The following is a 24,743-nucleotide window of genomic DNA, read 5'->3' as shown; positions in this document are numbered from 1 at the left end:
TGTACGCCTGGTGCGTTGTTATTTATCGTCAACCAGTAATGCCTGGCAGGCAACGAACGCCTGTTGACTGTCGCCTTTTATGATTGCATCGACAATAGCCTGATGGTTGTCGAGCTTGATAACTTCATTGTTAGCAATAGAAGAAAAATAGTTGTAATAAACAGACCTGAACAGGTTCGCAAAAGAAGAAAGAAATGGATTTCCGCTCATGATGTATATTTGTTCGTGATAAGTGGTATCTATATCTACCCATGTTTCGCGATCATATTTAGTTCGTAGTGCTTTCATCTCTTCCATTGTTGATGCCAGAAGGGCTTTTTGCTCACCGGTGCCATTACTTGCTGCCAGCGCACAGGCCTGGGGTTCAAGACTATTACGCATTATCAGGAAGTAATTAACTATTTCACTGAAGTTATCCTGGGTCATCCACCAGGTGAGTAACTCTTTATCCAGGAAGTTCCAGTTGCTGCGGGGCATAACACGCGTACCAATACGTGGCCTGGGAAGTACCATCCCTTTTGCCGCCAGGGTTTTTACAGCTTCACGTACCGCCGTTCGGCTGACGCTGTAGAGTTCACCTAACTCCATTTCGCCAGGTAAAATGGAACCTGACTCATACTCACCAGTCAGTATTTTGCGGGCTAATTTCTCGGCCAGTACCCAGGAAAGGTTCTTTTGGGCCGCCAGTTGTTGTGCATTCAGTGACATGCGGGGTAATCCTCAGGCGTTTTGACTGCTTTAGTATGCCACTCGCTACTCTTTCATGGTGTTTAATTCAGCAAATAACAGCATATTTGCTGAATTTCCCATCGCTATGGTGAAAAAAAATGCGCTTAGTAAATTTTTTTAAATTTTCACTTGCCAGCGAGAGATTAGTCCCTATAATGCGCCACCACTGACACGGCACAACGGCAAACAAACCGGCCTGTCAGGCAAAGTTAAGTAAAAATAAATGCTTGACTCTGTAGCGGGAAAGCGTAATATACGCAGCCCGCGCCACCCGGAAATACGGTGGCACTGCTCTTTAACAATTTATCAGACAATCTGTGTGGGCACTCATAAGCACTGATATCTTAACGTCGCAAGACGCTAAAAATTATCAAGTCTTAAAGAGTGACTAACAGTTAATTCATTACGAATAAACAGTTTAATTCTTTGAGCATCAAACTTTAAATTGAAGAGTTTGATCATGGCTCAGATTGAACGCTGGCGGCAGGCCTAACACATGCAAGTCGAGCGGCAGCGGGAAGAAGCTTGCTTCTTTGCCGGCGAGCGGCGGACGGGTGAGTAATGTCTGGGAAACTGCCTGATGGAGGGGGATAACTACTGGAAACGGTGGCTAATACCGCATAACGTCGCAAGACCAAAGAGGGGGACCTTCGGGCCTCTTGCCATCAGATGTGCCCAGATGGGATTAGCTTGTTGGTGAGGTAACGGCTCACCAAGGCGACGATCCCTAGCTGGTCTGAGAGGATGACCAGCCACACTGGAACTGAGACACGGTCCAGACTCCTACGGGAGGCAGCAGTGGGGAATATTGCACAATGGGCGCAAGCCTGATGCAGCCATGCCGCGTGTATGAAGAAGGCCTTCGGGTTGTAAAGTACTTTCAGTCAGGAGGAAGGTGGTGAGCTTAATACGCTCATCAATTGACGTTACTGACAGAAGAAGCACCGGCTAACTCCGTGCCAGCAGCCGCGGTAATACGGAGGGTGCAAGCGTTAATCGGAATTACTGGGCGTAAAGCGCACGCAGGCGGTCTGTCAAGTCGGATGTGAAATCCCCGGGCTCAACCTGGGAACTGCATTCGAAACTGGCAGGCTGGAGTCTCGTAGAGGGAGGTAGAATTCCAGGTGTAGCGGTGAAATGCGTAGAGATCTGGAGGAATACCGGTGGCGAAGGCGGCCTCCTGGACGAAGACTGACGCTCAGGTGCGAAAGCGTGGGGAGCAAACAGGATTAGATACCCTGGTAGTCCACGCCGTAAACGATGTCGACTTGGAGGCTGTGCCCTTGAGGCGTGGCTTCCGGAGCTAACGCGTTAAGTCGACCGCCTGGGGAGTACGGCCGCAAGGTTAAAACTCAAATGAATTGACGGGGGCCCGCACAAGCGGTGGAGCATGTGGTTTAATTCGATGCAACGCGAAGAACCTTACCTGGTCTTGACATCCAGAGAATCCTGCAGAGATGCGGGAGTGCCTTCGGGAGCTCTGAGACAGGTGCTGCATGGCTGTCGTCAGCTCGTGTTGTGAAATGTTGGGTTAAGTCCCGCAACGAGCGCAACCCTTATCCTTTGTTGCCAGCGGTTAGGCCGGGAACTCAAAGGAGACTGCCAGTGATAAACTGGAGGAAGGTGGGGATGACGTCAAGTCATCATGGCCCTTACGACCAGGGCTACACACGTGCTACAATGGCGCATACAAAGAGAAGCGAACTTGCGAGAGTAAGCGGACCTCATAAAGTGCGTCGTAGTCCGGATTGGAGTCTGCAACTCGACTCCATGAAGTCGGAATCGCTAGTAATCGCGGATCAGAATGCCGCGGTGAATACGTTCCCGGGCCTTGTACACACCGCCCGTCACACCATGGGAGTGGGTTGCAAAAGAAGTAGGTAGCTTAACCTTCGGGAGGGCGCTTACCACTTTGTGATTCATGACTGGGGTGAAGTCGTAACAAGGTAACCGTAGGGGAACCTGCGGTTGGATCACCTCCTTACCTTAAAGATACGGTCTTTTGCAGTGCTCACACAGATTGTCTGATGAAAGTAAAGAAGCAAGGCGTCTTGCGAAGCAGACTTCAGTGTCCCCTTCGTCTAGAGGCCCAGGACACCGCCCTTTCACGGCGGTAACAGGGGTTCGAATCCCCTAGGGGACGCCACTTGCTGGTTTGTGAGTGAAAGTCGCCGACCTCAGTATCTCAAAACTGATTCAGCAGTGAATCACGTTTGAGATATTTGCTCTTTAAAAATCCGGAACAAGCTGAAAATTGAAACACAGAACAACGCAAGTTGTTCGTGAGTCTCTCAAAACTTACAACACGAAATGTGTTCCGTCAGCGGTGCAGCGAGCTAAGTGAAGGCGCGACATAACGCGCGCAGTAAGCGGAGTGAACTTAAGGTTCATGAGCATTACGAGCACGTTATAACAACGAATTCACGACGCACAGCAAACCAGACAGAAAAACATCTTCGGGTTGTGAGGTTAAGCGACTAAGCGTACACGGTGGATGCCCTGGCAGTCAGAGGCGATGAAGGACGTGCTAATCTGCGAAAAGCGCCGGTGAGGTGATATGAACCGTTATAACCGGCGATGTCCGAATGGGGAAACCCAGTGTGACTCGTCACACTATCATTAACTGAATCCATAGGTTAATGAGGCGAACCGGGAGAACTGAAACATCTAAGTACCCCGAGGAAAAGAAATCAACCGAGATTCCCCAAGTAGCGGCGAGCGAACGGGGAAGAGCCCAGAGTCTGAATCAGCAGGTGTGTTAGTGGAATGGTCCGGAATGGCCGGCGATACAGGGTGAAAGCCCCGTACACGAAAGCGCACCCGTTGTGAGCTCGATGAGTAGGGCGGGACACGTGGTATCCTGTCTGAATATGGGGGGACCATCCTCCAAGGCTAAATACTCCTGACTGACCGATAGTGAACCAGTACCGTGAGGGAAAGGCGAAAAGAACCCCGGCGAGGGGAGTGAAAAAGAACCTGAAACCGTGTACGTACAAGCAGTGGGAGCCTCTTAATGGGGTGACTGCGTACCTTTTGTATAATGGGTCAGCGACTTATATTCTGTAGCAAGGTTAACCGTATAGGGGAGCCGCAGGGAAACCGAGTCTTAACCGGGCGTCCAGTTGCAGGGTATAGACCCGAAACCCGGTGATCTAGCCATGGGCAGGTTGAAGGTTGGGTAACACTAACTGGAGGACCGAACCGACTAATGTTGAAAAATTAGCGGATGACCTGTGGCTGGGGGTGAAAGGCCAATCAAACCGGGAGATAGCTGGTTCTCCCCGAAAGCTATTTAGGTAGCGCCTCGTGAATTCATCTCCGGGGGTAGAGCACTGTTTCGGCTAGGGGGCCATCCCGGCTTACCAACCCGATGCAAACTACGAATACCGGAGAATGTTATCACGGGAGACACACGGCGGGTGCTAACGTCCGTCGTGAAGAGGGAAACAACCCAGACCGCCAGCTAAGGTCCCAAAGTCATGGTTAAGTGGGAAACGATGTGGGAAGGCCCAGACAGCCAGGATGTTGGCTTAGAAGCAGCCATCATTTAAAGAAAGCGTAATAGCTCACTGGTCGAGTCGGCCTGCGCGGAAGATGTAACGGGGCTAAACCATGCACCGAAGCTGCGGCAGCGACACTAAGTGTTGTTGGGTAGGGGAGCGTTCTGTAAGCCGGTGAAGGTGTGCTGTGAGGCATGCTGGAGGTATCAGAAGTGCGAATGCTGACATAAGTAACGATAATGCGGGTGAAAAACCCGCACGCCGGAAGACCAAGGGTTCCTGTCCAACGTTAATCGGGGCAGGGTGAGTCGACCCCTAAGGCGAGGCCGAAAGGCGTAGTCGATGGGAAACAGGTTAATATTCCTGTACTTGGTGTTACTGCGAAGGGGGGACGGAGAAGGCTGTGTCATCCGGGCGACGGTTGTCCCGGTTTAAGCGTGAAGGTGGAGTGACCAGGCAAATCCGGTTACTCATTAACACTGAGGCGTGATGACGAGGCACTACGGTGCTGAAGTGACAGATGCCCTGCTTCCAGGAAAAGCCTCTAAGCTCCAGGTAACACGAAATCGTACCCCAAACCGACACAGGTGGTCAGGTAGAGAATACCAAGGCGCTTGAGAGAACTCGGGTGAAGGAACTAGGCAAAATGGTGCCGTAACTTCGGGAGAAGGCACGCTGACATGTAGGTGAAGTCCCCCGCGGATGGAGCTGAAGTCAGTCGAAGATACCAGCTGGCTGCAACTGTTTATTAAAAACACAGCACTGTGCAAACACGAAAGTGGACGTATACGGTGTGACGCCTGCCCGGTGCCGGAAGGTTAATTGATGGGGTCAGCGCAAGCGAAGCTCCTGATCGAAGCCCCGGTAAACGGCGGCCGTAACTATAACGGTCCTAAGGTAGCGAAATTCCTTGTCGGGTAAGTTCCGACCTGCACGAATGGCGTAATGATGGCCAGGCTGTCTCCACCCGGGACTCAGTGAAATTGAACTCGCCGTGAAGATGCGGTGTACCCGCGGCAAGACGGAAAGACCCCGTGAACCTTTACTATAGCTTGACACTGAACATTGAGCCTTGATGTGTAGGATAGGTGGGAGGCTTTGAAGTGTGGACGCCAGTCTGCATGGAGCCAACCTTGAAATACCACCCTTTAATGTTTGATGTTCTAACCTGGCGCCATAATCTGGCGTGGGGACAGTGTCTGGTGGGTAGTTTGACTGGGGCGGTCTCCTCCTAAAGTGTAACGGAGGAGCACGAAGGTTGGCTAATCCTGGTCGGACATCAGGAGGTTAGTGCAATGGCATAAGCCAGCTTGACTGCGAGCGTGACGGCGCGAGCAGGTGCGAAAGCAGGTCATAGTGATCCGGTGGTTCTGAATGGAAGGGCCATCGCTCAACGGATAAAAGGTACTCCGGGGATAACAGGCTGATACCGCCCAAGAGTTCATATCGACGGCGGTGTTTGGCACCTCGATGTCGGCTCATCACATCCTGGGGCTGAAGTAGGTCCCAAGGGTATGGCTGTTCGCCATTTAAAGTGGTACGCGAGCTGGGTTTAGAACGTCGTGAGACAGTTCGGTCCCTATCTGCCGTGGGCGCTGGAGAATTGAGGGGGGCTGCTCCTAGTACGAGAGGACCGGAGTGGACGCATCACTGGTGTTCGGGTTGTCATGCCAATGGCACTGCCCGGTAGCTACATGCGGAAGAGATAAGTGCTGAAAGCATCTAAGCACGAAACTTGCCCCGAGATGAGTTCTCCCTGACTCTTTAAGGGTCCTGAAGGAACGTTGAAGACGACGACGTTGATAGGCCGGGTGTGTAAGCGCAGCGATGCGTTGAGCTAACCGGTACTAATGAACCGTGAGGCTTAACCTTACAACGCCAAAGATGTTTTGGTGTGAGAGAGACGAAATTTTCAGCCTGTTAACGGATAAGATTCATGGCCGTGAGGCGGTGAATAAAACAGAATCTGCCTGGCGGCAAGAGCGCGGTGGTCCCACCTGACCCCATGCCGAACTCAGAAGTGAAACGCCGTAGCGCCGATGGTAGTGTGGGGTCTCCCCATGCGAGAGTAGGGAACTGCCAGGCTTTAATTAAGAAGAACCCCCAGCGAAAGCTGGGGGTTTTTTGCTTTTGTATCTCAGCCCATTCATCCACCCTCTCACCCCCGTGAACACCTTCCTTCACGTCAGGTTATTCCGCTGTGCCTGCACACCCCCGGGTCGCGCCGACAGAGGCGGCACATCCGCAGACCGTCGCTGTTTCCGCCAGAACCGCTGGTGCTTATTGCTGCATCCACCGAACAATAAACTGCACAACTGCCGCGGGATCATTGATATCTAACTGAGGAACGGTAACATCCAGCGGAGTATCAGTGGCAATGGCAACCACATATTCATCTATTTCCAGCTTGTGGCCTGTCATTGACCGGTATAAAAGGATTTTAGGTACAGACTCATGTTTGAAGCCTTCAGCCAGAATAAGATCAACCATTGCTGGATCCAGTTTTTTTGCCAGACTGAACAAGTCCACGTCAGTATTATCAGGCGTTTCGGTCATCAGCACCCAACGCCGGGCTGATACGACAAGCGTTTGTAGGGCTCCAGCTTTTCTTAGTTCATAGCTGTCTTTGCCTGGTGTATCCACATCCATATCATGGTGAGTGTGTTTAATTAACCCCGGACGGATGCCTGCATCTCTCAATAACGGAATGACTTTTTTTAGCAGAGTTGTTTTTCCGGTACCGCTTTTAGCTGCAAAACACAGAAGAGGCGGTGTTTGCCAGCGGGCGAGGTCTTCCGGAGTATTCACATTCGCGAATGCGTTATGGCTGTTGGCAAATACAACGCAATGCCCACCGACCAGGCGGAAAAAAGCCAGTACGCGTCGCTCACCTTGTAACAGATATTGGCGCATTTTCCCGGCCAGGGAATGATGCACCAGTGCCACGCCTGGGTGATCTCGCTCTCCGTCATTAACCCAGACTACACTGGCATTTCCTCGCTTATCCAGAAGGCGGCTTACAAGATCGGTGGGAATATTGGGTGTGTCACAGGGACAAAATAAGAACCACTCTGCCCGGCATGTTTCCATGACTGCCAGCATTCCAGCCAGTGGACCCGGATAGTCAGCAATCGTATCCCGAACCACTGGCAGGTGGCTTGCCTGGTAAAGATCCAGATTACGGTTGGCATTGATAACTACAAGATCTACTTGTGACTGTAATTTTTCGGCAACATGCTGCCAGAGGGCACGACCTTTAAGGTGTAACAGACCTTTATCTTTTCCTCCCATACGTGTTGCTTTGCCACCTGCTAACACGGCACCTGTAATCCCGGTAATATGGCTCACTGAATATCGCCTCTTTAAATGTGGGTTTTAGCCTGCTACCGTATTCAGGTGAAGACAAAGGAGCACAATCATGAAATGTAAACGCCTTAATGAAGTGATCGAATTGCTTCAGCCAGCCTGGCAGAAAGACCCTGATCTTAATTTACTGCAATTTTTACAAAAACTGGCAGATGAGTCAGGTTTTAAAGGGGCGTTGGTTGATCTTACTGATGATATTCTTATCTACCATCTCAAAATGCGCGACAGCGCGAAAGACGCCACTATTCCTGGTTTACAGAAAGACTACGAAGAAGATTTTAAAACTGCGCTGTTGAAAGCTCGCGGGGTCATTAAAGAGTAAAAGGTTGTAAGTCGCATCGTTAGTACTGCTCTTTCAGTGTTATTCTGTAGACTTCATGTCCTGAACTCAAACCAGAATGACTGACAACGCTTTTAATTTTCAGACATTAAACCCGGATATCATCATGGATGCCTTGTTCGATTGTGGCATCCGGGTTGATTCCGGGTTAACGGCACTTAATAGTTATGAAAACCGTGTATATCAGTTTATGGATGAAGACCGTAAACGGTATGTCGTAAAATTCTATCGCCCTCACCGCTGGTCAGATGCGCAAATTGAAGAAGAACACCGGTTTACGCTCTCCCTTCAAGACGAAGGGATACCCGTTGTTGCGCCTCTACTCTTTTCCGGTCAAAGTCTTATACAGCATGAAGGTTTTCGTTATGCTGTTTTCCCAAGCGCCGGTGGGCGTCAGTATGAAAATGATAATCCAGACCAAATGGAAAGTGTCGGGTACGCTTTAGGTCGCATCCACCAGACTGGACGCAAAGCCCCTTTTATTCATCGTCCATCCTTTGATTTGCATACCTGGCTTGCTGAGCCTCTTGAACAATATCATCAGGCTACATTAATCCCCGCATCACTCAAAGAGGCATTTCTGGCTGCTGTGTGTGATTTATCTGAAGCAGTTACTGCACACTGGTTCACCGATTACACAGCGATTCGTTTACATGGTGATTGCCACCCTGGGAATATATTGTGGCGTGATGGGCCAGTCTTTGTTGATTTTGATGATGCCAGAAGTGGACCTGCAATTCAGGATATCTGGATGTTGCTGAACGGGGATCGCACTGAACAACGTCTGCAATTAGAAATGATTGTTGAGGCATATGAAGCGTTTTGCTCATTTGATACTCGTGAATTCGCACTAATTGAGCCTTTGCGTGCTATGCGCATGATTTACTATCTGGCCTGGCAGCTTAAACGCTGGGAAGATCCTGCATTTCCCCGTAGTTTTCCCTGGCTCCAGGAAGAAGACTTCTGGCGGAGACAAACTGCTGTGTTTATCGAGCAGAAGAAGGTTCTTCAGGAACCACCCTTACAATTAACGCCAATGTATTGATGATTACGTTTTATTTGGGAGAACTTGTATGAAAAAGATTTGGCTGGCGCTGGCGGGTATGATCCTGGCGTTTAGTGCATCTGCTGCGCAATATACGGATGGCCAACAGTACATAACACTTAAAACACCGGTTCCGGGAGAACCCCAGGTTCTGGAGTTTTTCTCATTTTACTGCCCGCATTGCTATGAATTTGAGCATGTGCTGCATGTTTCTGATGCTGTGAAAAAGAAACTGCCAGAAGGCGTTAAAATGACCAAATACCACGTTGAGTTTCTTGGGCCATTGGGCAAGCAATTAACTCAGGCATGGGCTGTCGCAATGGCGTTGGGTGTGGAAGATAAAATCAGTGACCGCATGTTTGATGCCGTACAGAAAACACAGACCGTACAAACGGTAGCTGATATTCGCCAGGTCTTTATTGATGCTGGCGTGAAACCTGAAGAGTACGATGCTGCATGGAATAGTTTTGTGGTGAAATCACTGGTTGCACAACAGGAAAAATCGGCCGCTGACTTGCAGTTGCAGGGTGTGCCAGCAATGTATGTTAATGGTCAGTACATGTTGAGGCCACAGGGTATGGATACCAGTAATATGGATGCCTTTGTTCAACAGTATGCTGATACCGTGAACTACTTGCTTAAACAGAAGTAAACTTGATACATATGCGTATGTAATTGAGTACAAAAAACGCCGACTTATGTTCGGCGTTTTTTATTACACTTTCAGGATTCGTTACTGATATTTATCTCTGGTGAATTATCTTTTGGGTACTGATTTTCTGGTCCTAATCCTTTTGGCCGATAGAGTGCGTCGAGCTGTTGGTCTTTTTCAAGCCATAACGTGTTTAACCAGCGCTGAAAATAACGCTTAAAACTTTTATCATTAACATAATCACCATGCAGTGACTCTGTTTCATTCACTGGCACTAAATTTATACGCACCACAATACGTGTCAGCTTGCCGCTCAACATATCACGGAATGGTTTATCCCTGTTCTCCGGGTAGCACAGTGTAACATTAAGTAATTTATCGAACTGTTCACCCAGTACATTTAACGCCATAGCAACGCCGGCTGCTTTTGGTGGTAGCAGATGCTGATAAGGAGAACGTAGTGCATGGCGTTTTTCTTCAGTAAAGCGTGAGCCTTCCACAAAATTAACAATTGTTGTGGGATGAGATCGAAATTTCTCACATGAGCGGCGTGTTGTTTCAACATCTTTACCCCGTTGTTCGGGGTGACGTAGTAAATAACTGCGTGAGTAACGGCGCATAAATGGCATATCCAGCGCCCAACAAGCCAACCCTAAAAAAGGTACCCAGGCCAGTTGTTGTTTAAGGAAATATTTTGTTACCGGAATATGACGCCGAAAAAGCACACATAACACAACAATATCTGCCCAGCTTTGATGGTTGCAAATTAACAGATACCAGTTTTGTTTACTCAACCCTTCCAGTCCTTCAGTTTCCCATTGCAGAAAAGGATTTAGCCGCAGTAAAACCGCCAGGCTGGTGCACCAGGCCTTCATACATGCGTCACAAAACAAAGAGATTGCTCGCCAGACACCAGGTACTGGCAATACCAGTTTTATCAGCCCGGCACAGATAATAGGAACAGAGAAAAATACTGTAACCAGTACAGTCAGCAAAATACTTAGTAATAATATGATTGTGGCGAACAATCTCGACATGATTTTTTTTCAATTAATGAATGGGCATAGCCTGAGGCATGTGCAACAGAGCAGTGATCTTAACAGAAATAGTGTAGAGGCGTTATCGATGACGGGGTGAACCGTTATTGATTACGTGAAAAATTATTAGCAGATTATTTTGACTGATGCTTTTTATATCCACATTACAGCTATATTAGCTGGGTGAAAAATAGACCAGTGTATGGCTTTTAGTTGTTTGATTTTAAATATTTTTTTGTTATTACTCACTATGGAGTATACCTTTTTTTTCAAAACCATACACAAAGTTATCCACAGGCAGATCCACAGGTTTTGCCACATGATCTGAGTTAATTCGTGATAAAAATAGGGTGAAAAGTTCATGTTAACTGCGGTGTATGGCATCCTTGAGGCTTAAACTGCAACCAGGCAAAAAGACTATGGCTCAGATCGCTGACAATCCGCTTATCCTCGTCGATGGATCCTCTTACCTTTATCGCGCGTACCATGCTTTCCCACCCCTTACTAATAGTGCTGGAGAGCCGACAGGCGCGATGTATGGTGTACTCAATATGCTGCGTAGCTTGCTGATGCAGTTTAATCCTTCTCATGCGGCAGTTGTGTTTGATGCTAAAGGCAAAACCTTTCGCGATGAGCTTTTTGAAAATTATAAATCTCATCGCCCGCCAATGCCGGATGACCTGCGGGTGCAAATTGCGCCATTGCATGAAATGGTCCGGGCAATGGGCTTACCGCTGCTGGTAATTCCAGGGGTAGAAGCTGATGATGTTATCGGTACCCTGGCAAAGCAGGCTAATGATGCCGGTCAACCAGTACTGATTAGCACCGGTGATAAAGACATGGCGCAATTGGTAACGCCTGGGGTAACGCTGATTAATACCATGACCAACACGGTTCTTGGCCCGGAAGAGGTGCAACAAAAATATGGTGTACCGCCCGAGCTTATTATCGATTTCCTGGCATTAATGGGCGACTCCTCAGATAACATCCCCGGTGTTCCTGGTGTAGGCGAGAAAACAGCGCAGGCACTTATACAAGGGCTTGGCGGTCTTAGCACGCTATATGCCCACCCGGAAAAAATTGCTGGTTTGTCTTTTCGCGGTGCGAAAACCATGGCAGATAAACTGGAAAACAACAAAGAAATGGCCTGGCTTTCTTACAAGCTGGCAACCATCAAAACGGATGTTGAGCTGGAATTATCTTACAAAGAGCTGGATGTAAAACCCCCAGAAAACGATGCCTTACTGTCTTTGTTCAGTCAGTACGAATTTAAGCGTTGGATCAGTGATGTTGAAAATGGCAAATGGCTTAAAGCAAAAGGTGCGAAGCCTGTTCAGGCGGTAGGCAACACTCAGGTTGAAGCGGTTGAAGCGGAGGCTGCGCCTGCACTATCGCGAGATAACTACGTCACTGTATTGGACGAAGCAACCTTACTTACATGGATAAATAAAATCCAGGCGGCACCACTTGTGGCATTCGATACCGAAACAGACAGCCTGGATAACATCCTGGCAAATCTGGTGGGCTTATCTTTTGCAACAGAGCCGGGCCAGGCTATTTATATTCCGGTTGCACATGATTACCTGGATGCACCTGAACAGATTTCTCGGGAACGCGCTTTGGAATTACTGCGTCCAGTACTGGAAAGTGATGATGTCCGTAAAGTGGGGCAGAATCTCAAGTTCGACCGTGGGATTTTGCAAAACTATGGCATTGAACTGGCGGGTGTCGAGTTTGATACCATGCTGGAGTCTTATATTCTGGATAGTGTGGCCGGGCGTCACGATATGGACAGTCTCTCTGCTCGCTGGCTGAACCATAAAACGATTACCTTTGAAGAAATTGCAGGTAAGGGGAAAAAGCAGCTCACATTCAACCAGATTGATATTGAAACTGCGGGTCCGTATGCCGCTGAAGATGCCGATGTAACTTTACAACTGCATTTGAAAATGTGGCCGAAGCTTCAGCAACTTGAAGGTCCATTGAACGTATTCCGCGAGATAGAAATGCCACTGATGCCAGTTCTGTCACGGATTGAACGTAATGGCGTTAAAATCGACCCGGCGGTGTTGCATCAGCATTCAGGTGAGTTGACCACCCGGCTGGCAGAGCTTGAGCTAAAAGCGCATGAGCTGGCAGGTGAACCTTTTAATCTCTCTTCACCTAAACAACTGCAGACCATCCTGTTTGAAAAACAGGGTATTAAGCCTCTCAAGAAGACTCCGGGTGGTGCCCCCTCAACTTCAGAAGAAGTGTTGGAAGAATTAGCGCTGGATTACCCTTTACCAAAAGTGATTTTAGAATATCGTGGTCTGGCAAAACTGAAATCAACCTACACTGACAAACTTCCGTTGATGATTAACCCCAAAACCGGGCGAGTGCATACCTCATATCACCAGGCTGTGACAGCGACGGGGCGTTTATCTTCCACTGATCCGAACCTGCAAAATATCCCGGTACGTAACGATGAAGGCCGTCGTATCCGCCAGGCATTTATTGCACCGGATGATTATTTAATTGTTTCGGCAGACTATTCACAAATTGAGTTGCGTATTATGGCGCACCTTTCTCAGGACGCGGGGTTGCTGGCGGCATTTGCTGAAGGGAAAGATATTCACCGGGCAACGGCGGCAGAAGTGTTCGGCCTTACTTTGGATGAAGTGACGACTGAGCAACGGCGGAGTGCTAAGGCTATCAACTTCGGCCTGATTTACGGGATGAGTGCATTCGGTTTGTCACGCCAGCTGAACATCCCACGTAAAGAAGCGCAGCGTTATATGGACCTGTATTTTGAACGCTATCCGGGTGTGCTGCACTATATGGAACGCACCAGAGTGCAGGCGAAAGAGCAAGGGTATGTTGAAACGCTGGAGGGGCGTCGTCTCTATCTTCCGGATATTAAATCCAGCAATGCTGCCCGACGAGCTGGTGCCGAACGCGCTGCTATCAACGCACCAATGCAAGGTACGGCCGCAGATATCATTAAGAAAGCTATGATTGCTGTTGATTGCTGGTTACAGGCAGAGCAACCACCCGTGAAAATGATCATGCAAGTACACGATGAACTGGTGTTCGAAGTGCGCAAAGACAGCCTTGATCTGGTTGCGAAGAAAGTGCATGAATTGATGGAAAATTGTATGAAACTCGATGTGCCGTTACTGGTGGAAGTTGGTAGCGGTTCTGACTGGGATAAAGCACATTAAACGTTCATAAAATGTCCATCTTTTGTAAGTAAACAACATAAAACATAGCGTTTTGTGATGATCATTAGAAATCCCTATGTAAAGGGTGAAAAAAAACTACAAAAAATGCTTTTTTAACAGCCAGAAAAAGAGTAGAGTTAGAGACGTAGGGTACAGAGGTAAGATGTTCTATCTTTCAGACCTTTTACTTCACGTAATCGGATTTGGCTGAATATTTTAGCCGCCCCAGTCATTAGTGACTGGGGCGTTTTTTATTGGGCAAAAGAAAAAACCGATACAAGCTTGTTGTACCGGTTTGTGCTTACTCTCCGTCTTCAGGAGACGGTTCTGCTTGTTCTTCTACCGGTGCGAGTTCACTAAACCAGCTGTCCAGCTTCTGCCGTAATTTATCCACCCCCAGTTTTTTCAGGGATGAGAATGCTTCTACCTGCACATCACCATTAAAAGCAAGTGCTGCTTCACGCACCATATTCAACTGGCTCTTGCGTGCACCACTGGCCAGTTTATCGGCCTTGGTGAGCAGCACAAGTACTGGAATATTGCTGTCAACTGCCCACATGATCATTTGCTGGTCAAGGTCTTTTAATGGATGTCGAATGTCCATTAAAACGACCAGGCCCTGTAAGCACTGGCGTTTTTGTAAATACTCACCCAGTGCACGTTGCCACTTGCGTTTCATTTCTTCTGGCACTTCGGCATAACCATAACCAGGTAAGTCAACCAGGCGTTTACCCTCAACAACTTCAAACAGGTTAATAAGCTGAGTGCGCCCGGGTGTTTTACTGGTACGGGCAAGGTTTTTTTGATTGGTCAGGGTATTCAGTGCGCTGGATTTTCCTGCATTGGAGCGCCCCGCAAACGCGACTTCAATACCTGTATCTCCAGGCAGGTGCCGGATATCCGGTGCGCTGGTGACAAAGTGCGTTAATTGATAATTCCAGTTAGTCAAAACGGTTCTCTCCGCTGGATAAATTTGCCGTGATTATACCTGAACCCGTGCCAAAGGCGGATTTTCTATGATGCTTTCCGTTAGAGCGAATTTTACATATTGAAAATGTAAGACATTTGCCATCATTTCAGCACGATATTGGCACTTTGTTATTTGCGACTATTTAATAATTATTATTAAAAACAGTGTGTTGTGACTATGGATATATCTGAAATAGCCATAATCTGAAACCATGTTTATTGCACGTTTAATTGAACAGCGTAAAGTATATACAAAATACAGGGATGCATCAGGGAGCAAACTCAGGGAGAGTTATTCAGGAGCGCCGGGAAAGCGAAGATAAGGATCGGGCAATTCTTTAATTATCACGGAAAGTGTTAAAGAGCTATCAGGAAAGCAGCAAGGAATGTTGCATGCCGAGGGAGGACAGGGGGTGTCTCAGGCGAACAAGGAATGTTGAACCCATGACGGGTGTCAAAACGAAAATGGCGGCGGGTTAACCTGCCGCCTTTTTTATTTGCCTGGTTTCTGCTAGATTTCGCCGCAAATCTATACTGAATAAAAAGGCTCAGAGAAGAACTGTCATGAAGCAACACGCCACTGCACCTCGCGGCAAAAGTCCGTCGAAATCGCGCAATAAAAAATCGCGTGAAGAACTCAACCAGGAAGGGCGCGAACGTAAGCGCCAGAAAAAACACCGTGGGAACCCTTCCGGCAGCCGTTCTGGTAATGAACAGGGTCGGCAAAATCATAAAGGCTCTCGTCAGCAAACAGATTCTCGTATTGGCAGTAAGAAGCCAGTCCTGTTAACCTCAGAACAGAACGTAACCAATCGGCAGTATAAACCTAAGAGTGAGAAGCCTATGCTGACACCCGAGGCAGAACTGGAAATGCTGGAAACGGATGAGCGTCTGGATGCGCTACTTGAACGGCTCGAAGAAGGGCAGGTATTAAGTGATGACGAGCAATCCTGGATTAATGAGAAACTGGATCGCATCGACGCATTGATGCAGCAACTGGGTCTTTCTTATGACGATGACGAATCAGAAGAAGAACAGACTGAAGATATGATGCGCCTGCTCAAAGGAGGCCATCACTGAATCTTGCGGCGTTTTGGATTTTACTCGTCGTCCTGCCAGTAATATGTTATCTGGCGTGGTTATTCGCTAAACTACAGCGCTTATCGCAGCGCCAAAAGTGGTTGCGCGGAAGAATAATTACGCGCGAAGTGGGCCGGCAAGCAGTGCTTGCCGGCCAGCAAGTACGCAGGAAGGAGTGAGAATGTCTGAGCACGTTGTTGACTGGGACCTGGCCCTTATCCAGAAATATAACTATTCCGGGCCACGCTATACTTCTTACCCCACTGCTCTTGAGTTTTCACCAGACTATTCGCCGGCAGATTTTTCTGTGGCAGTTAGCCGCTACCCTGAACGGCCCTTATCGTTGTATGTCCATATCCCGTTTTGCCACAAACTCTGCTACTTCTGTGGCTGTAATAAACAGATAACCCGTCAACAGCATAAAGCAGATCAGTATCTCGATTTCCTTGAAAAAGAAATCCGGCACCAGTCACCACTTTTTGCTTCCCGCACTGTAACCCAATTGCACTGGGGTGGCGGTACACCGACCTTTTTGCTTAAAGACCAGATAACTCGCCTGATGTCGTTGTTGCGTGAGAATTTTCATTTTGCGCCACAGGCTGAAATTTCTATTGAAGTTGACCCCCGGGAAATAGAACTGGATATTCTCGATCATTTGCGTGCTGAAGGGTTTAACCGGCTAAGCATGGGAGTCCAGGATTTTAATAAAGAAGTTCAGCGCCTGGTTAACCGTGAGCAGGATGAAGACTTCATTTTTACGCTGGTGAACCGGGCAAAATCCCTTGGGTTTACATCAACTAATATCGACTTAATCTATGGTCTGCCGAAGCAGACACCGGAAAGCTTTGCGTTTACTTTACAGCGTGTGGCGGAATTAAACCCGGACCGGTTGAGTGTGTTTAATTATGCACATCTGCCGTCATTATTTGCGGCACAGCGCAAAATCAAAGATGGCGATTTGCCATCAGCCAGCCAGAAACTGGATATCCTCCAGCAAACTATTCAATTTCTTACTGAATCCGGCTATCAGTTTATTGGTATGGACCATTTTGCCCGCCCCGATGATGAACTGGCTGTAGCCCAACGGGCTGGTATTCTGCACCGCAATTTTCAGGGGTACACCACTCAGGGGGATACCGATTTATTGGGTATGGGAGTGTCAGCGATTAGCATGATCGGGGATAGTTATAGCCAGAACCAGAAAGAACTAAAAAGCTATTACCAGCAAGTTGAAGAACGGGGAAATGCGCTCTGGCGTGGTATCTCGTTGACCCGTGATGACTGTATTCGCCGTGATGTGATTAAAAACCTGATATGTAATTTCCGGCTTAACAAAAATGATATTGCGCAGCTGTGGCAACTTCAGTTTGATGATTATTTTTCTGAAGACCTGGCATTGCTTGCTCCCCTTGAGAAAGATGGCCTGGTGGCGACAGATGACTGCTCGGTTCAGGTAACGGCAAAAGGGCGGTTGCTGATTCGTAATATATGTATGTGCTTCGACTCGTATTTACGGCAAAAGGCACGCCAGCAGCAATTTTCTCGGGTGATTTAACAATAAAAAAGCGGGAATATAAATATCCCGCTTTTTTATTTGTACAGCACAAACAGACTTCAATTAAAGAAGTTTATCAGTGCTGCACATAATAGTGCTGCCACCGCAGTTTGTGGGGTATGGCTTGCAGCAAGGCCTGCGTCTGCGCCTTGCGACACAACCTGAATTAAGGATTCCAGCATGATGTTTCTCCAGCGTGAACGCGATAGATCATACTGAACCTGACGAGACAGTAAAGTACAAAATAGCAGCAATTTGCTGATAGCTTTGCATCTTTACAATTCATACCATCACTCCATCCCTAACTCTTTCAACTTCCTGGTCAGCGTGTTTCTTCCCCAGCCTAATAAACGTGCAGCTTCCTGTTTATGGCCCTGGGTATGACGCAGTGCTGTCGTCAATAATGTCCGTTCCATTTCTGGTTGTGCTTCAGACAATAAGTTTTGATGACCGGAACGCAGTGCTCTGTCTGCCCATTGTGCCAGCAACGTAGCCCAACTGTCTGGTAGTGCCTGGGTCGGACTGTCCGGCACGACACTTTCAAATAGCTCTGTGGGCAAGTCCTGAATCAACACTTCCTGACCAGCAGCCATAACGGTCAGCCAGCGACAGGTATTCTCTAATTGCCGCACGTTCCCGGGCCAGGCCAGCCTGGTTAATGCTGCTTCTGTTTCCGGGTGCAGTTGTTTGGTTTCCACACCTAACTCCCGGGCCGCAATTTGCAGGAAATGGCGAGCAAGGCGAGGAATATCTTCCCTGCGTTCACGCAACGGTGGGAGATGAACACGGATAACATTAAGCCGGTGGAAAAGGTCTTCACGAAATTTCCCTTCCAGGACTCGTTGCTCCAGGTTTTGGTGCGTTGCGGCAATAATACGTACATCGACTTTTACCGGCGCATAGCCACCCACCCGGTAAAATTGCCCGTCGGCCAGCACACGCAACAGGCGTGTTTGAACATCAAGAGGCATATCACCAATTTCATCAAGAAACAGTGTGCCACCATCTGCCTGTTCAAAGCGCCCCTGGCGAATTTGGTTGGCTCCGGTAAATGCCCCTTTCTCATGACCAAACAGCTCTGATTCAATTAAGTCCTTGGGAATGGCAGCCATATTCAGTGCGATGAATGGCGCTTTCACTCGCGGGCTGTGGCGGTGGAGTGCATGGGCAACCAGCTCTTTACCAGTACCGGATTCACCGTTAATCAATACACTAATTGAAGAACGGGATAACCGGCCAATAATGCGAAATACATCCTGCATTGCCGGCGCCTCACCAATAATATCGGTTGTCGGGCCGTTTACAGGTGCATTACGTGGTTGCTGCTGCTCCTGATAATGGCTGATTGCACGTTCAACCAGAGCGACAGCTTCATCGATATCAAAAGGTTTCGGCAGGTAATCAAAAGCCCCTTGCTGGTAGGCGCTTACCGCAGCATCCAGATCGGAATGTGCCGTCATAATGATGACCGGTAACATTGGGTGGCGTTGTTTGATTTGTTTTAACAATGCCAGGCCATCCATGCCAGGCATCCTGATATCGGACAACAATACATCCGGGGTTTTTGTCGCGAGTGCATCCAGCACTTCATTCCCATTTTCAAAGGTGGTACAACTCAACCCGGCTCCAGTGAGCGCGCGTTCAAGCACCCAACGGATGGAGCTATCGTCATCAACGATCCAGACTATCCCTCGTTGCATAAAGACCTCACTGGCGAATGGGCAGGTATACCGAGAATTCGGTATGGCCTGGCCAACTGTTAAATTCGATTTTTCCCGAATGCTGATCAATTAAATTGCGCGCAATGGATAACCCTAAACCAGTACCTCCTTCGCGGCCACTGACCATGGGGTAGAACAGCGTATCCTGTAAATGTGCTGGTATACCGGGCCCGTTATCTTCTATATCAATGCGGGCCGCAAGGCGGTAACGAACACCATGCAGTGTTAACTGGAATGCCGTACGAGTACGCAGCGTAATTTCACCACCCTCTTCCCCCAGCGCCTGGAGGGCATTACGAACGATGTTGAGTAACACCTGCTCAATTTGATCCGGGTCATGCGCTAACTCAGGAAGACTGGGGTCATAATCTCTGACCAGGGTAACGTTATCGGGCAGTTCCATTGACACTAATTTAACGACCCGCTCGGCAACTTTATGAATGCTTTCTGTTACATGCATGCCTGGTTGTTGTGGGCCAAGCAATCTGTCCACCAGATTACGCAGGCGGTCTGCCTGCTCAATAATCACCTTGGTGTATTCTGTGAGTGATGGGTCTGGCAACGCTTTATTGAGTAACTGCGCCGCACCACGTAGTCCACCTAACGGGTTTTTAATTTCATGAGCCAGCCCTCTGACTAAATCGCGGGCTGCGACCTGTTGCGCTTGTTGCAACTGTTCCTGGCTCAGGCGACGCTGGTTATCCATCGGAGCCATTTCCAGCAGAATATAGCCTTCTGGCAACCGTTGCGCTGTGAGCGACAAAATATGTGAGCGCCCATCAATCACCAACGTCACTTCGTTATCAGTAAAACCCTGGCCGGCATTCAGGCTTTCTTGCATCAGCCCGATATTGAGCGAAAAGTAGCTCAGCAATTCTGGTAATGGCGTTCCATAAAGTTTGCGGGAACTTTGCGCCAGAAGTTGCTGCGCTGCCGGGTTCGCATAGTGAACCGCCAGGTTGTCATCAACCAGCAGAATGCTGTTGATGAGAGAATTAAGGATCTGCCCAGCATCGGGCAGTGCGCCGCTTGCCATTCAGCAGTCTCCGAATGTTGTGCACTGTTTTGGTGCTTTGTAGATATTGGTACAAAAAAGAGGCAAAAAACTTTATTGTCGGAGAAAAAAGCCCATCCGAAGATGGGCTGAAAGTTTCCACGGCAACAAAAAATGACTCTTTAATAAATCAGACGCTGTAGTACAGCTCGAATTCAACCGGATGCGGAGTCATACGCACACGATCGTTTTCTGCACGACGCAGTTCCAGGTAAGCGTCGATGGCATCATCAGTGAATACACCACCAGCAGTCAGGAACTCACGGTCTGCATCAAGTGCGTTCAGTGCTTCTTCCAGAGAGCCTGCAACCTGTGGGATTTCTGCTGCTTCTTCTGCAGGCAGGTCATACAGGTTTTTGTCCATTGCTTCGCCAGGATGGATTTTGTTTTTGATACCGTCCAGGCCAGCCATCATCAGTGCAGCAAAGCACAGGTACGGGTTAGCAGCCGGGTCCGGGAAGCGAACTTCGATACGGCGAGCTTTCGGAGATGCAACCACCGGAATACGGATTGAGGCAGAACGGTTACGGGCAGAGTAAGCCAGCATAACCGGTGCTTCATAACCCGGAACCAGGCGTTTGTAAGAGTTGGTTGATGGGTTAGCCAGGGCGTTGATTGCTTTAGCGTGTTTGATAACACCACCAATGTAGAACAGCGCTTCTTCTGACAGGCCAGCATATTTGTCGCCAGAGAACAGGTTTACACCGTTTTTGGACAGAGACATGTGGCAGTGCATACCAGAACCGTTATCACCAAACATCGGTTTTGGCATAAAGGTCGCTGTTTTACCAAATGCGTGAGCAACGTTGTGCACCACATATTTGTAGATCTGGATTTCGTCAGCTTTTTTGGTCAGGGTATTGAAGCGGGTAGCCACTTCGTTCTGGCCAGCAGTCGCAACTTCGTGGTGGTGAGCTTCAACAACCAGGCCCATCTGTTCCATGGTCAGACACATTTGAGAACGGATGTCTTGTGATGAGTCTACTGGCGGAACCGGGAAGTAACCACCTTTCACAGCAGGACGGTGACCTTTGTTACCGCCTTCGTATTTGGTATCAGAGTTCCATGCTGCTTCAATATCATCGATAGCAACGTGGCAACCGGAGATGTCACTTTTGAAGCGAACATCATCGAACAGGAAGAATTCAGGCTCAGGCCCAAACAGAACGGTATCAGCAATACCGGTAGAACGCAGGTATTCTTCAGCACGTTTTGCGATAGAGCGCGGGTCGCGGTCATAGCCCTGCATGGTAGCAGGTTCCAGAATGTCGCAACGGATGATCAGAGTCGGCTCTTCATAGAATGGATCCAGAACAGCGGTAGAGGCGTCTGGCATCAGTACCATGTCTGATTCGTTGATACCTTTCCAGCCACCGATGGAAGAACCATCGAACATTTTGCCTTCTTCGAAAAAGTCAGCGTTAACCTGGTGGGCTGGAATAGTGACGTGCTGTTCTTTGCCTTTAGTATCGGTGAAGCGCAAATCAACGAACTTCACATCATGTTCATTCAGCATCGTCAAAACGTGTTCTGCGGACATACTTAAATCTCCTGGAATTGTCATTGTCGTCGTGGTAACGAATACTTCAAACACTTCAAAAAATGCGTTTGCCGTAATTTTGATTAAGCGAAAACTGTGCCAACTTTCAAAAATAGCCCAAAAGGCGTTATGATGCGCACCACCGTGAAAACGCACTGCACCACAATGGAAAGTATGCACTATTATAGTGCATGCGTGCTAATGTGATGCGCTTTTGTGGTGCATAAATGCGCACTGGTGCAAATCTGTGCTTCGTGAAAATGATCACAAACCCTGAAATGTAAGCTTGTTAGCAATAGATGTTTGTGATCCTGTTCAGTCCTTCGATTAATACGTGTACAATAGCGCGCTATTCCTAATGCCTGAGGCAAAGTTGTGATCGAAAATCTGCGTAACATCGCCATTATTGCGCACGTTGACCATGGTAAAACCACCCTGGTCGACAAGCTGCTGCAACAATCTGGCACGTTTGGTGAGCGTAATGAGCTGACCGAGCGCGTCATGGACTCCAACGACCTGGAGAAAGAGCGTGGGATTACCATCCTCGCGAAAAATACCGCCATTAACTGGCGCGACTACCGCATCAATATCGTGGACACCCCAGGGCACGCCGACTTTGGTGGTGAAGTAGAACGCGTTATGTCCATGGTTGACTCAGTTCTGCTGCTGGTAGACGCAATGGATGGCCCGATGCCGCAGACTCGTTTCGTAACGCAAAAAGCGTTTGCCTACGGTCTGAAACCAATTGTGGTTATCAACAAAGTTGACCGTCCTGGCGCACGCCCTGACTGGGTTGTTGATCAGGTGTTCGACCTGTTCGTTAACCTGGGTGCAACTGACGAACAGCTGGACTTCCCTATTGTTTACGCTTCTGCGTTAAATGGTATCGCAGGTCTTGATCACGAAGACATGGCTGAAGACATGACTCCGCTGTTCGAAGCCATTGTCAAACATGTGGCACCGCCAAGTGTTGACCTGAATGGCCCGTTCCAGATGCAAATCTCCCAGCTGGATTACAACAACTATGTTGGTGTTATCGGCATTGGGCGTATCAAACGCGGCGTGGTTAAACCGAACCAGCAAGTCACCATTGTCGACAGCGAAGGCAAACGTCGTAATGGCAAAGTTGGCCAGGTTCTGGGCCACATGGGTCTGCAACGTATTGAGTCTGCTTCTGCTGAAGCCGGCGATATCATTGCAATCACGGGTCTGGGTGATCTGAATATTTCCGACACCATCTGTGATCCGAACAATGTAGAAGCTCTGCCTGCGTTGACAGTCGATGAACCGACTGTGACCATGTTCTTCTGCGTAAACACCTCTCCGTTCTGTGGTAAAGAAGGTAAGTTCGTTACTTCCCGTCAGATTCTTGACCGACTGAAAAAAGAACTGGTGCACAACGTAGCTCTGCGTGTTGAAGAAACCCCAGACCCGGATGCTTTCCGTGTTTCTGGTCGTGGTGAACTGCACCTGTCTGTCCTGATTGAAAACATGCGTCGTGAAGGTTTCGAACTGGCGGTGTCTCGTCCTAAAGTTATCTTCCGTGAAATTGATGGCCGTACTCAGGAACCGTTTGAGCAGGTAACGCTGGATATCGAAGAACAGCACCAGGGTTCTGTAATGGAAGCACTGGGCCTGCGTAAAGGTGAAATGCGTGACATGATGCCAGATGGCAAAGGCCGCGTTCGTCTTGATTACATCATTCCAAGCCGTGGTCTGATTGGCTTCCGTACTGAATTCATGACCATGACTTCTGGTACTGGTCTGCTTTACGCTTCATTCAGCCACTATGATGACCTGCGTCCGGGTGAAATCGGTCAGCGCCAGAACGGCGTACTGATTTCCAATGGTCAGGGTAAAGCAGTTGCTTATGCACTGTACAGCCTGCAGGATCGCGGTAAGTTGTTCCTCGGCCATGGTGCTGAAGTGTATGAAGGCCAGATCATCGGTATTCACAGCCGCTCTAACGACCTGACTGTGAACTGCCTGACGGGTAAAAAACTGACCAACATGCGTGCATCCGGTACTGACGAAGCGACTACTCTGTCTCCGCCGGTTAAAATGACCCTGGAGCAGGCGCTGGAGTTTATCGATGATGACGAACTGGTAGAAGTAACGCCAACTTCTGTTCGTCTGCGTAAACGTCATCTGACTGAAAACGATCGCCGTCGCGCCACTCGCGGTCCGAAAGAATAATCACGTTTTTCTTTCGCTGGTACAGAACCCCGTCTTTTTTGGCGGGGTTTTTTTATGCCTTCTTGTTACCTGCCGGATAGTCAAATCAAGCGATTACCGCTACAGTTAATTCTCCATGGCCTCACTGGAGAAGATGCAATGCTTTATATCTTTGACCTTGGGAATGTCATTATCGATATCGACTTTAACCGTGTGCTTGGCACCTGGAGCCACTATACCCATGTACCGCTGGCCAGAGTAAAGGAGCGTTTTCATATGGGGGAGAGTTTTCAGCGCCATGAGCGTGGGGAAATTAGTGATGATGTGTTTATTCAGAATATGTCACATGAACTGTGTTTACCCCTGAGCCCGGAGCAATTTACTGAAGGCTGGCAGGCTGTATTTGTGGGTTTGCGCCCTGAGGTTATCGATATCATGCGCTCATTGCGCTCGCAGCAACAGCGAGTGGTGGTGTTGTCTAATACCAACCTGTTGCATACGTTGTTCTGGCGTGAGCGCTGGCCTGAAGTGGATGATGCTGCTTCACATGTCTACCTTTCTCATGAAATCGGGATGCGTAAACCTGAACCTGAGATTTATCAATATGTCCTGAGCCAGGAAGGTGTGGCAGCCAGTGATGCCGTATTTTTTGATGACAACCATGAGAATATTAATGCGGCTCAGCAATTGGGTATAACCAGTGTATTAGTCGATGATCGTAAACGTATTCCTGCCTGGTTTGCTGAACACAACCCGGTTACCTGACTTGATTGTCTC

General features: G+C 48.5%; 16 protein-coding genes, 1 tRNA gene, 3 rRNA genes and 1 pseudogene. 12 read left to right on the top strand and 9 right to left on the bottom strand.

The genetic code is table 11. The annotated features are described in order from the left end of the window. Positions 1–18: 18 nt before the first annotated feature. Entirely contained in the window at positions 19–708 is a 690-nt protein-coding gene (locus MPHASIOC01_RS27395; protein ID WP_064597201.1) for a FadR/GntR family transcriptional regulator, read from the bottom strand. A 463-nt stretch (positions 709–1,171) separates the two neighbouring features. Here MPHASIOC01_RS27395 and MPHASIOC01_RS27390 point away from each other — a divergent pair. From MPHASIOC01_RS27390 to rrf, 4 genes are all read left to right on the top strand, one after another. Continuing rightward, positions 1,172–2,713, top strand: a 16S ribosomal RNA gene (locus tag MPHASIOC01_RS27390). Between the two features lie 86 nt (positions 2,714–2,799). After that, positions 2,800–2,875: transfer RNA gene (locus MPHASIOC01_RS27385), tRNA-Glu, on the top strand. Positions 2,876–3,196: 321 nt separating this feature from the next. Beyond that, a 23S ribosomal RNA gene (locus MPHASIOC01_RS27380) occupies positions 3,197–6,101 on the top strand. 97 nt (positions 6,102–6,198) lie between these two features. Beyond that, positions 6,199–6,314 (top strand): 5S ribosomal RNA (gene rrf, locus MPHASIOC01_RS27375). The 16S, 23S and 5S rRNA genes sit together here with 1 tRNA gene alongside, the layout of an rRNA operon. Before the next feature lie 195 nt (positions 6,315–6,509). Here rrf and mobB read toward each other — a convergent pair. After that, the gene (mobB, locus tag MPHASIOC01_RS27370) at positions 6,510–6,953 is read right to left on the bottom strand and encodes a molybdopterin-guanine dinucleotide biosynthesis protein MobB (protein WP_231889164.1); all 444 of its coding nucleotides are present in this window, start codon (positions 6,951–6,953) and stop codon (positions 6,510–6,512) included. Positions 6,954–7,004: 51 nt separating this feature from the next. Further along, positions 7,005–7,520, bottom strand: a pseudogene (gene mobA, locus MPHASIOC01_RS27365) (molybdenum cofactor guanylyltransferase MobA); the annotation flags it as partial. 127 nt (positions 7,521–7,647) lie between these two features. Between mobA and MPHASIOC01_RS27360 the strand changes: the two are divergent. From MPHASIOC01_RS27360 to dsbA, 3 genes are all read left to right on the top strand, one after another. Next, on the top strand, positions 7,648–7,917 hold the full coding sequence (locus MPHASIOC01_RS27360; protein WP_036115590.1) for a YihD family protein: 270 nt from the start codon (positions 7,648–7,650) through the stop codon (positions 7,915–7,917). A 76-nt stretch (positions 7,918–7,993) separates the two neighbouring features. Continuing rightward, positions 7,994–8,980: a serine/threonine protein kinase gene (locus MPHASIOC01_RS27355; protein WP_064596278.1), complete on the top strand. Its 987-nt coding sequence runs from the start codon at positions 7,994–7,996 to the stop codon at positions 8,978–8,980. Positions 8,981–9,008: 28 nt separating this feature from the next. Next, complete coding sequence (dsbA, locus tag MPHASIOC01_RS27350; protein ID WP_353613665.1) at positions 9,009–9,632, top strand: thiol:disulfide interchange protein DsbA; 624 nt, start codon at positions 9,009–9,011, stop codon at positions 9,630–9,632. A gap of 71 nt (positions 9,633–9,703) precedes the next feature. Here dsbA and MPHASIOC01_RS27345 read toward each other — a convergent pair whose 3' ends face one another. Then, entirely contained in the window at positions 9,704–10,669 is a 966-nt protein-coding gene (locus tag MPHASIOC01_RS27345) for an acyltransferase (protein WP_082917838.1), read from the bottom strand. Positions 10,670–11,088: 419 nt separating this feature from the next. Here MPHASIOC01_RS27345 and polA point away from each other — a divergent pair, with 419 nt between their 5' ends. After that, positions 11,089–13,872, top strand: coding sequence for a DNA polymerase I (polA, locus tag MPHASIOC01_RS27340; protein WP_064596271.1), 2,784 nt, complete (start codon positions 11,089–11,091; stop codon positions 13,870–13,872). Positions 13,873–14,173: 301 nt separating this feature from the next. Here polA and yihA read toward each other — a convergent pair whose 3' ends face one another. Continuing rightward, positions 14,174–14,821, bottom strand: a complete 648-nt coding sequence (gene yihA, locus MPHASIOC01_RS27335) for a ribosome biogenesis GTP-binding protein YihA/YsxC (RefSeq protein WP_064596270.1) — start codon at positions 14,819–14,821, stop codon at positions 14,174–14,176. Between the two features lie 584 nt (positions 14,822–15,405). Between yihA and yihI the strand changes: the two genes are divergently transcribed. Together yihI and hemN are read left to right on the top strand one after the other, a co-directional pair. After that, positions 15,406–15,921, top strand: a complete 516-nt coding sequence (gene yihI / locus MPHASIOC01_RS27330; protein ID WP_064596268.1) for a Der GTPase-activating protein YihI — start codon at positions 15,406–15,408, stop codon at positions 15,919–15,921. Positions 15,922–16,102: 181 nt separating this feature from the next. Continuing rightward, on the top strand, positions 16,103–17,476 hold the full coding sequence (gene hemN / locus MPHASIOC01_RS27325) for an oxygen-independent coproporphyrinogen III oxidase (RefSeq protein ID WP_353613664.1): 1,374 nt from the start codon (positions 16,103–16,105) through the stop codon (positions 17,474–17,476). 59 nt (positions 17,477–17,535) lie between these two features. On the opposite strand, the gene MPHASIOC01_RS27320 is transcribed toward hemN, so the two are convergent. The 4 genes from MPHASIOC01_RS27320 to glnA form a co-directional block, all read right to left on the bottom strand. Then, positions 17,536–17,658: a YshB family small membrane protein gene (locus MPHASIOC01_RS27320; RefSeq protein ID WP_156519018.1), complete on the bottom strand. Its 123-nt coding sequence runs from the start codon at positions 17,656–17,658 to the stop codon at positions 17,536–17,538. A gap of 108 nt (positions 17,659–17,766) precedes the next feature. Next, on the bottom strand, positions 17,767–19,176 hold the full coding sequence (gene glnG, locus MPHASIOC01_RS27315; RefSeq protein ID WP_036115612.1) for a nitrogen regulation protein NR(I): 1,410 nt from the start codon (positions 19,174–19,176) through the stop codon (positions 17,767–17,769). Positions 19,177–19,183: 7 nt separating this feature from the next. Beyond that, positions 19,184–20,233, bottom strand: coding sequence for a nitrogen regulation protein NR(II) (gene glnL, locus MPHASIOC01_RS27310; RefSeq protein ID WP_064596262.1), 1,050 nt, complete (start codon positions 20,231–20,233; stop codon positions 19,184–19,186). A 148-nt stretch (positions 20,234–20,381) separates the two neighbouring features. Continuing rightward, positions 20,382–21,791 carry a glutamate--ammonia ligase gene (gene glnA / locus MPHASIOC01_RS27305; protein ID WP_064596292.1) on the bottom strand — a complete coding sequence of 470 codons (1,410 nt, stop codon included), beginning with the start codon at positions 21,789–21,791 and terminating at the stop codon, positions 20,382–20,384. A gap of 375 nt (positions 21,792–22,166) precedes the next feature. On the opposite strand from glnA, the gene typA reads away from it, so the two are divergent. After that, the gene (gene typA / locus MPHASIOC01_RS27300; protein ID WP_064596261.1) at positions 22,167–23,987 is read left to right on the top strand and encodes a ribosome-dependent GTPase TypA; all 1,821 of its coding nucleotides are present in this window, start codon (positions 22,167–22,169) and stop codon (positions 23,985–23,987) included. A gap of 138 nt (positions 23,988–24,125) precedes the next feature. Further along, complete coding sequence (gene yihX, locus MPHASIOC01_RS27295) at positions 24,126–24,731, top strand: glucose-1-phosphatase (protein WP_064596260.1); 606 nt, start codon at positions 24,126–24,128, stop codon at positions 24,729–24,731. Positions 24,732–24,743: the final 12 nt, after the last annotated feature.

This window comes from Mangrovibacter phragmitis (genome assembly GCF_040429585.1).
Classification (GTDB): Bacteria; Pseudomonadota; Gammaproteobacteria; order Enterobacterales; family Enterobacteriaceae; genus Mangrovibacter; species Mangrovibacter phragmitis.
Note: the sequence above shows the minus strand (reverse complement) of the source record. Positions and strands in the feature narration are given on the sequence as shown.